Source organism: Paenibacillus sp. D51F, from assembly GCF_053345695.1.
Window position 1 is genome coordinate 252,261 of sequence record NZ_JBKFAO010000001.1, and the last position, 13,047, is coordinate 265,307.

General features: G+C 63.2%; 11 protein-coding genes. All 11 read right to left on the reverse strand.

Going from position 1 to position 13,047, the window contains the following annotated elements; genetic code table 11:
* Positions 1 to 9: 9 nt before the first annotated feature.
* The 11 genes from ACLBWT_RS01195 to gmk all read right to left on the reverse strand — a co-directional run bounded on the left by ACLBWT_RS01195 (position 10) and on the right by gmk (position 13,039).
* Positions 10 to 759 carry a Stp1/IreP family PP2C-type Ser/Thr phosphatase gene (locus ACLBWT_RS01195; protein ID WP_447661285.1) on the reverse strand — a complete coding sequence of 250 codons (750 nt, stop codon included), beginning with the start codon at positions 757 to 759 and terminating at the stop codon, positions 10 to 12.
* A gap of 19 nt (positions 760 to 778) precedes the next feature.
* The gene (gene rlmN / locus ACLBWT_RS01200; RefSeq protein WP_447661286.1) at positions 779 to 1,852 is read right to left on the reverse strand and encodes a 23S rRNA (adenine(2503)-C(2))-methyltransferase RlmN; all 1,074 of its coding nucleotides are present in this window, start codon (positions 1,850 to 1,852) and stop codon (positions 779 to 781) included.
* A 132-nt stretch (positions 1,853 to 1,984) separates the two neighbouring features.
* A complete protein-coding gene (locus tag ACLBWT_RS01205; RefSeq protein ID WP_447661287.1) occupies positions 1,985 to 2,494 on the reverse strand; it encodes a hypothetical protein in 510 nt (169 codons plus the stop codon).
* A gap of 224 nt (positions 2,495 to 2,718) precedes the next feature.
* On the reverse strand, positions 2,719 to 4,542 hold the full coding sequence (locus tag ACLBWT_RS01210) for an LTA synthase family protein (RefSeq protein WP_447661288.1): 1,824 nt from the start codon (positions 4,540 to 4,542) through the stop codon (positions 2,719 to 2,721).
* Positions 4,543 to 4,908: 366 nt separating this feature from the next.
* Positions 4,909 to 6,501: a 16S rRNA (cytosine(967)-C(5))-methyltransferase RsmB gene (gene rsmB, locus ACLBWT_RS01215; protein WP_447661665.1), complete on the reverse strand. Its 1,593-nt coding sequence runs from the start codon at positions 6,499 to 6,501 to the stop codon at positions 4,909 to 4,911.
* A 137-nt stretch (positions 6,502 to 6,638) separates the two neighbouring features.
* Entirely contained in the window at positions 6,639 to 7,607 is a 969-nt protein-coding gene (fmt, locus tag ACLBWT_RS01220; protein WP_447661289.1) for a methionyl-tRNA formyltransferase, read from the reverse strand.
* Positions 7,608 to 7,615: 8 nt separating this feature from the next.
* Positions 7,616 to 8,104, reverse strand: coding sequence for a peptide deformylase (gene def, locus ACLBWT_RS01225; RefSeq protein ID WP_076355101.1), 489 nt, complete (start codon positions 8,102 to 8,104; stop codon positions 7,616 to 7,618).
* 93 nt (positions 8,105 to 8,197) lie between these two features.
* Positions 8,198 to 10,825, reverse strand: coding sequence for a primosomal protein N' (gene priA / locus ACLBWT_RS01230; RefSeq protein ID WP_447661290.1), 2,628 nt, complete (start codon positions 10,823 to 10,825; stop codon positions 8,198 to 8,200).
* Positions 10,822 to 12,042 carry a bifunctional phosphopantothenoylcysteine decarboxylase/phosphopantothenate--cysteine ligase CoaBC gene (coaBC, locus tag ACLBWT_RS01235; RefSeq protein WP_447661291.1) on the reverse strand — a complete coding sequence of 407 codons (1,221 nt, stop codon included), beginning with the start codon at positions 12,040 to 12,042 and terminating at the stop codon, positions 10,822 to 10,824. The genes priA and coaBC overlap by 4 nt, the downstream gene beginning before the upstream one ends.
* 157 nt (positions 12,043 to 12,199) lie before the next feature.
* On the reverse strand, positions 12,200 to 12,403 hold the full coding sequence (rpoZ, locus tag ACLBWT_RS01240; RefSeq protein WP_048747187.1) for a DNA-directed RNA polymerase subunit omega: 204 nt from the start codon (positions 12,401 to 12,403) through the stop codon (positions 12,200 to 12,202).
* Between the two features lie 15 nt (positions 12,404 to 12,418).
* Positions 12,419 to 13,039, reverse strand: coding sequence for a guanylate kinase (gene gmk, locus ACLBWT_RS01245; RefSeq protein WP_447661292.1), 621 nt, complete (start codon positions 13,037 to 13,039; stop codon positions 12,419 to 12,421).
* Positions 13,040 to 13,047: the final 8 nt, after the last annotated feature.

The following is a 13,047-nucleotide window of genomic DNA, read 5'->3' on the forward strand; positions in this document are numbered from 1 at the left end:
CGCTTACGCTCACTCCTCTCCGTCCGTGCCGGAGCCGGATTGCAGCAGCACTACCGTAATATTGTCGTCCCCGCCTGCTGCCAGCGCCTGCTGGATCAGAGACTCGGCCTTTTCCTCCAGGGAGGATCCTTCGGCGGATACTGTCATGCGGATGTCCTCGTCGCCGACCATTCCGCTCAGGCCGTCGCTGCACAGCAGCAGAATATCGCCTGCCGCCCAAGGCAGCGCCTGAAGCTCCAGCTCCGTCTCGGAATCCGTGCCCAGCGCGCGCGTCAGCACGTTGCGGCGGGGATGATGCGCCGCCTCCTCGCAGCTGATCTGCCCGGAGCGGACAAGCTCGTTGACAAGCGTGTGATCCTCGGTCAGCAGCGTGATGCCGCCTTCCGAGATGCGGTATGCCCTGCTGTCTCCGATATGGCCGACGATCAGCCGCTGCTCCTCGACAAACAGGGCCGCGACGACCGTCGTGCCCATGTTGTGGTACTGTTCGTTGCGCGAAGCCATGTCGAATACGACCTCATTGGCTTTGCGGATCGCCCGGCGCAGAAGCTCATGGGCTTCTTCCTCCGTCATGCCGGCGGCCGCGGATTCCACTTCCTCGCGGAAGGCGTCGACGGCAAGCTGGCTCGCCACGTCTCCGGCCTGATGGCCGCCCATGCCGTCGGCCACGATGGCGACGGTCAGGCCTCCGTCCGTCACGCCCGCCCAGGAGCGGTCTTCGTTGGCCATCCGGATCCGGCCGATATCACTGCGGTTCACTCTTATCAATCCCGTCACCTCACTGCGTAAGTTCCATATGCTTGGCGCGAAGCTGGCCGCAGGCTGCCGCGATGTCGTGGCCCTGCTCGCGGCGGATCGTCGCGTTGATGCCGTTCTTCTCCAGAATTCTCTGGAATTCGAAAATATCCTCCCGCGGCGTGCGCACATACTTGCGCTCCGGCACATGGTTGACCGGAATCAGGTTGACGTGGCAGAGCATGCCTTTGAGCACCTCGGCAAGCTCCTGCGCATGCTCCGGCCGGTCGTTGGTGCCCCCGATCAGGGCATACTCGAATGTGATCCTGCGGCCCGTCTTGGCGATATAGTTGCGGCAGGCGTCGATGACCTCCTGGAACGGATAGCGGCGGTTGACCGGCATCAGCTTGGAGCGCAGCTCATCGTTCGGCGCATGGATCGAGATCGCCAGATTGATCTGCGTGTTCTCGTCCGTGAACTTGTACATGCTCGGCACGATGCCGCTCGTGGATACCGTAATGTGGCGCTGTCCGATGTTGAGCCCCTTCTCGTGGATCATCGTGCGCAGGAAGCCCATCGTCGCCTCATAGTTCTCGAACGGCTCGCCGGAGCCCATGATGACGATGCTGGAGACGCGCTCTCCGCTCGGGTCAAGCATCTGCTGAGCCTTGACGACCTGCGCGATGATCTCGCCGGCGGTCAGATTGCGCTTGAGGCCGCCCAGCGTGGAGGCGCAGAACGTGCAGCCGATGCGGCAGCCGACCTGGGTCGTCACGCAGACGCTGTTGCCGTAGTTGTGGCGCATGATGACCGTCTCGATGGCATGATTGTCATGGAGGCCGAACAGGAATTTGACCGTCCCGTCCTTCGATTCAAAACGGGTGATCTCGGTCAGCGTGACGAACTGGAACGATTCCGCCAGCTTGTCCCGGAGCTCCTTGGGCAGGTTGGTCATCTCCTCGAACGAGGTGACGCGCTTCACGTACAGCCAGTCGAACAGCTGGCCCGCGCGGAAGGCAGGCTGGCCCTGCTCCTTCATCCATCCCTGGAGCTGATCAAGAGAATAATCATATATAAAAGGCGTTTCCACAATGTAGGGCTGATCAAATGCTTTCATTTCGTTGCTTCACTCATTTCATTATCATTCAATCCGTCATCCGGCTGCCGGTATCCGTTGCCGCAGGACGCTAGTCGCTCTAGTTTACCACAAACGTCCCTCGCAAGACCACAGCCTGCCGGCGCGCGGCTGTCAAGGATCGATTGCAACGACTAGCGGACTTCCCGCATACTCGGTCCCGACGATCGGCTCCTCCGTGCGGGCGAAACCGCTCAAGCCGGTGAAGTCAAGATCCATCCGGGATAAGGCTACGTCCGCCGTCACACGGCTTCCTTTGGCGAATACGAGCCTATGCATCCCTTCGTCGCACATCGTGCACGTATCGGGAAGCATCCGCAGGAGCACGTAGCCCGGATAAGTCCTGGCGTCCGTCCATTCAGCCCCGGCTATCGCCTCCATCTGTTCCCAATTCATATAAGGAGGAATGACGGCCATCCGATCCCAGTCGAACTCCGTCAGTTCCGACAGCCTGACCTGCTTTCCTTGTCCGACCGTCTCCAGCAGCCGCGTCCGGAAGGCTTCTGCGCCGCTTCCGGCAACCCGATGCGCATAGTAGCCGTTCCTATCCGCCAGCAGCGCCAGGACCAATACGGCCGCCGCAATCAACGCCGCCTGCCGCAGCCGTTTTCTCCGCCTGTTCATCCTTCAGTCGCCCCCATCGTCATCCTTTCCCCGCACATGGACAGACGAGCATGGGACGGCAATTGTTTCCTCTTGTTCCTGCTGCGAAGACGGAAGCGGCGCCGGCTCCACCCGGTTGGAAAAAATACGTTGCGGAAGGATGGATTCAGCTCCCTGACAAATAGGAAGCCGGCGCATGGAGCGCCGGCTTGGAGGCTTCCGGCTTCGAAAAGCCGGCCTCGAAATTAGCTGAACATGATTTCCTTGGCATACCCCTTGCCCTCCAGCAGGTCGTACTGGATCATCTTGTAGTCGTCAAGCAGAGCCTGCTGCTCCGCCGTCGGCTTCTCGACCTTCCCGTCCGGACCGAGCAGCACTTTCTTGTTCAATCCCGGCATGGCCGTCTTGACCTCATGAAGCAGCTTGTAGTAGGCTGGCAGCTTCTGGCCTGCGTAGGAGAAGATCTCCGGTCCGATGAAAGACGGGCTCAACGTGCCGAGCGGCTTGCTGCCCACCTCGTAATTGGAAAGCACGAGCAGCGGCGTTTCGTGGCGGAGCCTTTCGTCCGTCCAGCCTGCATCGTCATACACTTTGGCCGGAAGGCCGGGCAGATGATCCCCCCACAGGATGACGACCGTAGGCCTGCCGAGCTGCTGGATGGCCGAGGACAAGTACGAAAGGGCGCCGTCGGTATGCTTGATTCCTTCGGCGTACGTCTCCACCTGATCACTATATTCAGGAGTGACGCCAGCCGCGCGGACCGTGTTCATGCCGTGGATGGTCTTGTTCGTATACGGGAAGTGGTTCTGCATCGTGACCAGATGAAGGAACGCCGGCTTGCCGGTCTTCTCTTGCTCCTTCAGCTCGCGCACCGCTTCCTTCATCGCGGCCATGTCGGAGACATAGCTGCGGGAGGACAGGTACTCCCGGTTCGGCATTTCCTTGGAGCTGGTGAATTTCTCGAAGCCGAGCATCGGGTAGACGGTGTTTCGGCTGTAGAAGGTTTTATCGAAAGGATGGAGCGCCAGCGCCGCATATCCGCGCTGCTTCAAAATGCTGACAATCGAGGGCAGGTCCGTCTGCTTGGTCAGATTTTGCTGGAACGGCACGGTGCCGTCGTTCAGAAAATAGTTGGTGAGGCCGGTCAGCGCCTCGAATTCGACATTCGCCGTACTGCCTCCGAATTCGGGCGAAAGCACGTAGCCGGACGGCTTCCCCTTGCTCGCTTCATGCAGGAATGGAAGCGGGTCCTCGCTCAGCTTGTAATCCGTCACCCGGGTCAGATCGAAGAATGCCTCGTTCATCACGAACACGATGTTGGGCGCCTCGGCCGGCGTGGCAGCCGGCTCCGCATCGGGAATGGACGCGTATTTGGCGGCGATCGCCTCGACAGCCTCCTTGCTGTAGCCGTCGGGCTCGGCCATCATGCTCCCCGTCAGGTTGGAAGCGAAAGCGATGACAAATCCGTTGTACTGGTAGTTCTGCTTCTGGTCCCAGAAAATATCTTCGTAGCTGATCTTGCTCAGAAGCGAGCTGTCCTTGCTCTCCATGATATGGACGAAGAAGAAAATCCCCGTGATGGAGCACACGGCGAATACGACGCGCAGCACGAGCGGAAAACGCAGCTTCGGAAGCTTGAACACGAGCAAGCCGAAGCTGCCCACGACGGCGAGCGTGAGCACGATGACAAGCGGCGAGAACATTCCCCTGGTCATGGCGGCCATTTCGCCGGCGTTTTTCAGCTGCAGCAGATCCCAGGGGAAGAGCGGCTCTCCTGTCGCTTTCATTTTTTGATAGACGGCTGTGCCCGTAAGGGCGGTGACCGCAGTCACGAGCGCCGTGCCTCCGTACACATTGCGGACGATGGAAGCCGCAGCCAGGAGGAGGAAAAAGAAAATGAAGCTCCCCATGAAAAACAGCGGGTACTGGCCGGCAATCCACTGTCTCACCGCACTGTAATCCATCCCCATCGAAGCCGCCTGCATTCCCGCGTTCAGCAGCATGGCGACGAGATAAAGCGCCGTCATGGTCAAAACGATCTTTCGCGTAGGCTTGATCCAACTTCGCAAGTCCATCTACTCCCTGTCCGGTATTCTCCCATGTTCCTTTACTTTATTTTAATATACTAGAAAAGAGATGCCAACCTCAGCACCATGGATTTCGGGAAAGGAATGCCGAAAGGCTTATCGGAGGGTCCGAGATTCGGGACGATGGAATCCCGGCTCTATTGCGGCAGCGAGGCTTCAAATGACTGCCAAGCTTTGGCAAGGGGCCAGCCATCGCAAGGCTCCTCCAACCGGCTCTACTTCAAAAGAAACAGAGCTGTCTGTCTGTGCATATGCACTTGTTAGCGCTAGGCAATCCAGGACTATCGATCTTCAACGCAAAAAACCCGCATCCCAGCGATGGGATGCGGGTTCTTCGGGTTCTTCGAGTTAATCGGGCTTTTTAGTCAGCCTGGCGATATAGAAGCCGTCGCTGCCGAAGTGCTGGGGCAGCAGCTGCAGGGAGCCGTCGAAGACAGCTTCCTCCGCCCCGGCAACGCCGGCCGCACGCAGCGGCTCCAGCACCTTCTCCGGCCAGCCGCCGGGATCCAGCGCATATTCGGGATGGCGCCCCAGGAATGCGGCGACCTGTCCGGCGTTCTCCGAATGCTCGATCGTACAGGTGCTGTACAGCAGCACTCCTCCTGGCTTGACCAGGCCGGCCGCCGCTTCCAGCAGGCGGGTCTGGAGCGCGGCGATATCCTTGATGTCGCCCTCGGACTTCGTCCACTTGATTTCCGGCTTGCGGCGGATGACGCCGAGACCGGAACAAGGCGCGTCCAGCAGAACCAGATCGAACGACTCCGCCGGATACAGCCGGCCGAGCTCCGCGGCATCCCCGGTTACGGGATGCACGGCCCGGAGGCCGAGCCGCTTGGCGTTGTCTTCGATCAGAGCCAGCTTATGGGCATGCAGGTCGTTCGAGACGACCTCGCCGCGGTCGCCCATCAGCTCCGCCAGATGCGTCGACTTGCCGCCTGGCGCGGCGCAGCAGTCCAGGACGCGGCTGCCGGGTCGGGGATCCGCCGCAGCGGCGACAAGCATCGAGCTCTCGTCCTGTATGCTCCATAATCCTTTGGCGTAGCCGTCGGTCATGGCCAGATTGCCGCCGCGATCCACGACAATTCCGGAATCCGGCAGAGCCGATGCCGGCCGGGCGGCGAGTCCCGCTTCCTCGAGCAGGCGCAGCGCCTCGGACGGCGTCGTCCGCAGCGGATTGAGACGCAGGCTGCCGTGCGGCGCCTCGTTGCCCGAGGCCATGACCGCTTCCGCAGCCTCCTCGCCCAGAGCGGAGATCCAGCGCTCAGCCAGCCACTGCGGATACGAATGCCGCAGCGACAAGCGGCGCGGCGCGTCCGCTTCGGCAGCGAAGGTTTCAGCCTTCAGCTGAGGCAGCTGCCGCACGGCGCTGCGAAGCACGCCGTTCACCATTCCGGCGATGCCGGAGTGGCCCCGGCGGCGGCCGATGTTGACGGCCTCGTTCACAGCCGCATGAGCGGGAACCCGGTCCAGGTAGACGAGCTGGTACAGGCTCATCCGCAGCAGGGACAGCACCCACGGCTCCAGCTTGTGCAGCCCCTTGGGAATGAAGCCCGCCAGCCAGTGGTCGAGCGTGAGCCTGCGCTGCAGCGTGCCGTACACAAGCTCGGTCGCAAGGCCGGCATCGGCGCGGGACAGGCCGGAATCCAGCAGCGCGCGGTTGAGCTGCAGATTGCTGTAGGCTCCATCCCGCTCGACGCGGATGAGAGCGTCGAGCGCGAGCTCGCGCGCGCTGCGCGGCTGCCTGGAGGCTGCGCTGCCGCGGCTTTGCTGTCCTTGCCCTGCAGGCTGACGCTCTTTGCCTTTGCCTGCGGCAGGCTTTGCACCCGAGCCGGCTTGTCCGGATGCGTTCCGGACCGGCGCCGAGCCTTGACGGCTGCGCTGGCCTGCTGCGGCCTGCGTCTTCGCCGGCTTCAGCGAAGCCTGGCCGCCGGCCTTGGCCATGCCGCCGGCTTTGGAGCCGCTGCGGCCTGCGGTGCCAGCGCTGCCTGCGGCACTGCTGCGGCCTGCGGCGCTGCTCCGGCCTGCGGCGCCGGAGCGGGAGCTGCCGGCTTGTCCGCCCGGCCTGGGCGTGCGGCCGCTCACAGGGCTTCTCCGCCGGCTTCGATGCCGAAGAAGGCGCCGCGCTGCAGCCTCGCGCCTTTCAGCCACTCGGCCGCGGCCATCGCGCGCTTGCCTGCGGGCTGAATCTCCGTCAGCAGCAGCCGGCCGCTGCCGCATTGCACGACGATGCCTTCCTCGCCGGCATCGATCACTTCGCCGGGCGCTCCGCTGCCGTCCTCACGCTCTACGCGGCAGGCGCGAACCTTGAAAGGCTCATCGCCCAGCAGCGTGAAGCCGCCCGCCATCGGCGAGAGGCCGCGCACCTGGTTGAACAGCTCGCGCGCCCCGCGGCTCCAGTCCAGACGCTCGTCGTCGCGGCTGAGATTGGGCGCGTACGTCGCCTCGCTGTCATCCTGCGGAACGCGGGGAGCCTCGCCGGCCAGCAGCTGCGGCAAGGTGTCGGCCAGCAGCCGGGCTCCGGCATCGCTGAGCTTGGCGAACATCGTCCCGGAATCGTCACCGTCCGTGATCGGCACGACGACGCGGCTGATCATGTCGCCGGTGTCGAGGCCTTCCGCCATATGCATGATCGTCACTCCGGTCTCCGTCTCGCCGTTCATGATGGAACGCTGGATCGGAGCGCCGCCCCGATACTTCGGCAGCAGCGAGCCATGGACGTTGATGCAGCCTAGCCGGGGCATTTCCAGCACCGCAACCGGCAGAATCTGCCCGAAGGCCGCTGTCACGATCAGCTCGGGAGCAAGCAGCTTCAGCTCCTCCACCGCTTCCGGCCGGCGCATCCGCTCCGGTTGAAGCACGGGCAAGCCGTGCTCCAAAGCGGCGACTTTGACCGGGGGAGGGGTAAGCTCCCGCTTGCGGCCCTTCGGACGGTCCGGCTGAGTCACGACGCCGACCACCTCGCAGCCGAGGCTGCGGGCTTCAGGCCCTAGCAGCCAGAGCAGCGACGGAACCGCGAAGTCGGGCGTACCCATGAAAACAATGCGCATCGGCTTCCTCACTCCCCGTCTTCGCGGCGGTCGCGGGCGGACCCGTCGTACAGCTCTTCCGCCAGGTCGATGAACAGAATGCCGTTCAGATGGTCGACCTCATGCTGGAATGCGCGCGCCAGGAAGCCTTCCGCCTCCACCTCGAAGAATTCGCCGTCGCGGTTCTGGCCGCGCACCTTCACCTTTTCGGCGCGGCGCACGTCCCCGTTGAGGTTGGCGATGCTGAGGCAGCCTTCCGGTCCGAACTGCTCACCCGAGCGCTCCAGAATTTCCGGATTGACCATCTCGATCAGGCCGTTCTCGTCGCCGACGTCGACGACGATGACACGCTTGGAAATGCCGACCTGCGGCGCGGCCAATCCGACGCCTTCCGCGTCGTACATCGTTTCCGCCATATCCTTCAGCAGCTTATGGAGATTGGAGTTGAACTTCGTGACTTCCTTGGCGACTTCGCGCAGGACGGAGTCGGGATTTTGAACGATAAGCCGAATGGCCATGATGGATGCACCTTCCTTGATTGCTTCGTAGTAGTAGACGCCTGGGCCGGATGTAGTAAGATATGTCGGGACAACAGGCGATAAGGCCTATTTCTATAAAATCATTTGGGGATCCACATCGACGCTGAACAGCACGCCGGAACGCGCCGCCTCCGCTTCGGTGCGGGTTATCGCTTCCTTGACGAGCATGGAAGCGTCGACGGCTCCCCTGTATTTGATCATGCACTGGAACCGGTATTTGTCCTTCATCCGCGATATCGGGGACGCGACAGGGCCGAGCAGGTCGAACGCCCGCTCCCCGCCGCTCTGCAGCGGCGCCAGCACGCCTCTCTCGGCGGCAAGAGCCCGCAGCTTGCTTGCGAAGCGGTCGCTTACCGAAGAGAGGGTGGCGAGCTGCTCATGGGACATCGTGACGAGGATCAGCCTGCAGAAAGGCGGGTAGCCCATCATGCGGCGATGCTTCATCTCCTCCTCCACGAAGCCCCCGTAATCATGGTGCTGAGCGGTCGTGACGGCGTAATGGCCGGGGTTGTACGTCTGGATGACGACCTCCCCCGGCAGATGATGGCGTCCGGCGCGGCCCGCGACCTGCGTCAGCAGCTGGAACGTCCGCTCGCCCGCCCGAAAATCGGGCAGGTTGAGCGACGTATCCGCCGCGATGACGCCGACAAGGGTCACGTAAGGGAAATCAAGCCCTTTGGCGACCATCTGGGTGCCGAGCAGCACATCCGCCTTGCGTTCGCCGAAGAGCGTCAGCCATTTCTCATGGGCGTTCTTCTCCGTCGTCGTGTCGACGTCCATCCGGATGACCCGGATGCCGGGGAACAGCTTCGCCAGCTCCTCCTCCACCTTCTGCGTGCCCGCTCCGAAATAGCGGATCTGCTCGCTGGAGCAGGACGGGCATGTGCGGGGCGCAAGCTCCGCGTGGCCGCAGTAATGGCAGCGCATCGCGCGCGTCTTCTGGTGGTAGGTGAGCGAGATGTCGCAGTGCGGGCACACGGCCGTGTACCCGCAGGAGCGGCAGATGACGAAGGTTGAATAGCCCCGCCGGTTGAGCAGAAGGACGGATTGCTCTCCCCGTTCGAGCCGGGCTTGCAGCCCTTCATGAAGATCGCGGCTGAACATGGAGCGGTTCCCGCTTTTCAGCTCATCCCGCATATCGACAATCTTGACGGGCGGAAGCGGCCGCGCCCCTACCCGTTCGTTCAGCTCCAGCAAAGCCCCGTTGCCGCCCGCGCCTCCGCGGACGGCTGCCGCGTAACTCTCGAGCGACGGCGTCGCCGAGCCGAGCACGACGACGGCGCCTTGCTGCCGCGCGCGGCGCACGGCGACTTCGCGGGCATGATACTTCGGCGTTTCTTCCTGCTTGTAGCTGGATTCATGCTCCTCGTCGATGATGATCAGGCCGAGATTGCCGAACGGGGCGAACACGGCGGAGCGCGCGCCGATCGCCACCTTGGCGCCGCCGCGGCGGATCCGCCGCCACTCGTCGTAGCGCTCTCCGCTCGAGAGGCGGCTGTGCAGGACGGCGACCTCGTCTCCGAAGCGTCCCTTGAACCGCTCGACCATCTGAGGCGTCAAGGAAATCTCGGGCACGAGGACGATCGCCTCCATGCCGAGCTCGAGTGCCCGCTGGATGGACTGCATGTAGATCTCGGTCTTGCCGCTTCCCGTCACTCCATGCAGCAGGAACGTCGCCGGTTCGGAAGATTCCACCGCCGCCTTCAGCCGCACGTACACTGCCCGCTGCGCATCCGTCAGCGGCAGCGGCTCGCTGCGCCGGAACTCGCGGCCGGCATAAGGATCCCGCTGCTGCTCCGCCTCGCGGATCGCGATCAGGCCCTTGGCCTCGAGCGCCTTGGCGGAGGAGGCGCTGGCGCCCGTCTCCGACAGCATCGCCTGCAGCGTGACCGGCTCGCTGAGACCAAGAACATATTCCAGCAGCTCGCGCTGCCGGGCAGCCTGCTTGGGCATCGCGGACAGCGCCGCCTCCGCGGCGGCGCGATCCTCGTGCGGATACACCGTCAGCTGCTTGCGGACGGCGAGCCGGTCCCGAATCGATTTCTCTTCGGCCAGCAATCCCGAAGCCAGCGCCCGCTTGATCGCCGCGCCGGCTTCCGGGTAACGCTGCGCGACGAGATCCAGACGCATGTCGCCGGAGCGCTGCAGCTCTTGGACCAGACCTGGAGGCAGCTGCTCCAGAGGCAGCTGCTGCTGGGCGACCGCTGCCGGGCTCATGCCCTTGCCATCGCCCCAGCCGGCCGCGCCCGCGGCTAAGGAATGATCCTCCTGCCATCCGGCAGCCGATCCCGCCTTCCCGGACGACTGGGCGTCCAGGAGCTCGGACTTCCCGGCTCCGTCTTCCGCCAGGCGGATATACCGTTCGGCCTTGCCTTTGATCGCGGCAGGAATCATCGCCTGCAGCGCTGCCGTCCAGGTGCAGCAGTACTTCCCGCTCATCCACTGGGCGAGCTCGACCAGATCCGGCAGGAGCGGCGGCAGCGGATCCAGCAGCTCGGCGATCGGCTTGAGCTTCCCGGCGCTGTCGGCCGGGGCCTCGGCGGACAGGCTGACGACGAAGCCTTGCACGGTCCGTCCGCCGAAAGGAACGCCGACACGGCTGCCCGGCTCGATCCACTCTTCCATGGCGGCCGGCACCTCATAGCTGAAGGGCCGGTCTGTCTGACGGCTCGGCACATCGACGATGACGCCGGCGATCATGATTCCGTTCCCTTCGGCTCCTTCGAGCCGATCCGCTCCGCGACAAGGCGCAGCAGCCGCTCGCCGGCATCGCGCTTGCTCATCACGGGCAGCGATTCAACCAAGCCGTCCTTGTCGAAGATCCGGACCGCATTGGTGTCGCCGTTGAAGCCGGCCCCTTCCATCGAGACGTCGTTGCCTACGATGAGATCGCAGTTTTTGCGGCGCAGCTTGTCCATCGCATGCTCGTCCAGACGCTCCGTCTCGGCGGCAAAGCCGACCAGGAACTGGCCTTTCTTGCGCTCGCCCAGAGCGGTCAGGATGTCGGCCGTCTTCTCCAGCTCAAGGACAAGCGTGCCGCCCGTCTTCTTCAGCTTGGAGGCATGCCGCACGACGGGCCGGTAGTCGGCGACCGCCGCTGCCTTGACCACGATGTCGGCGTCGTCGAACACGCTGCCCGCCGCCTCAAGCATCTCCTGCGCGGACTCTACGCGCAGGATCTTCATGCCTCCGGGAAGCGGCTGCGACACGCGGCCGGCGATCAGCGTTACGTGCGCGCCCATATCGCGGGCGGCTTCCGCGATGGCAAAGCCCATTTTGCCCGACGAATCATTCGTCAGATAACGGACGGGATCGAAGCGCTCGACCGTGCCTCCCGCCGTCACGACAACCTTCTTTCCTTCCAGCAGCTTGCCCGAAGCGAAAAACCGCTCGACCGCCAGCACGATCTCCTCCGGCTCGGCCAAGCGGCCCTTGGCCACGTAACCGCAAGCGAGCTGGCCGGTTCCGGGTTCGATGAAGCGGACTCCCCGGCTGCCAAGCAGCTCCATGTTCGCGACCGTCGCCGGATGCTCGTACATGTGGACATTCATCGCCGGAGCCGCGATGACCGGAGACGTCGCGGCAAGCAGCGTCGCGCCAAGCATGTCGTCGGCCAGCCCCGCCGCCAGCTTCGCGAGCGTGTTGGCCGTAGCCGGCGCGAGCAGGATCAGGTCGGCCTTGTCCGCCAGCTCGATATGGGACACGACGGAGGGATCGCGCTCGTCGAAGGTGTCCAGATATACAGGGTGGCGGGACAGCGTCTGCAGCGTCAGCGGCGTAATGAACTTGGCCGCCGATTCCGTCATGATGACATGCACCTCGGCGCCCGCCTGGACCAGCTTGCTGCATAGAGCGGCGCCCTTGTAGGCCGCGATGCCTCCCGTTATGCCAAGAACGATTCTTTTTCCCTGAAGCATGGGGTGTTCTCCTCCCTCATCGGCATATACCCGCCGGCACCAGCCACTCCGCCGGGTTTGCTTCCGCTAAAAAAATAACAACCGCAGAGGGTTGTTAAGCGTACCGCTATGCTGCTATCTATCATCCGCTTCCGCAGCAGGCTGCGGCCGGCATGTCCTAGTCTTCGTTGCGCTGCTCCACTTGCACGAGATCGTGGTAGATCTCCTCGAGGGCGACGCCTACCTGCTTATGGGATTTCTGTCCGCGCAGCTCGGTCTTCTCTCCGTCCCTCAGGGCACGCGCGCGGCGCGATGCCGCGACGACCAGGGAGTACTTGCTGTCGACTTTCTTCATCATCTCGTCAATGGATGGATACAACATGGCTAATCACTCCGTTCAGGCTTTTTCGGATGCGGTCTGCATATCGTGCGCGAGCCCCGCCAGATAACGTTCCTTGCGGCAATGCTCGGCGGTGACGATGCTCTGGATCCGGTGGCAGGCCGCGTCGATCTCGTCGTTGACGACGGCGTAGTCGTAATAGCGGATGAGGTTGATCTCCTCGGCGGCGACGGACATCCGGGAATCGATGATCTCCTGGGTTTCCGTGCCGCGTCCGGTGATGCGCTGCTTCAGGACGTCGAGCGAAGGAGGCATCAGAAAAATAAAGACGCCCTCGGGAAACGTTTCCTTGACCTTGAGCGCTCCCTGGACTTCGATCTCGAGAATGATATCCTTGCCGCTGTTGATGGTGCTCTCCACGAAATCGCGGGGAGTGCCGTAATAATTGCCTACGTACTCCGCATACTCCAGCATGGCTCCGCGAGCCATCATGTCCTGGAACTGCTCCCGCGACTTGAAGAAGTAATTGATGCCGTCCGTCTCTCCCTGTCTCGGGCTGCGGGTCGTCGCCGACACCGAGTAGACCAGCTCCGGCATCTTGTGGCGGAGCACGGAGCATACCGTGCCCTTGCCGACGCCGGAAGGTCCGGACAATACGATTAATAATCCCTTATTCATAATACTCC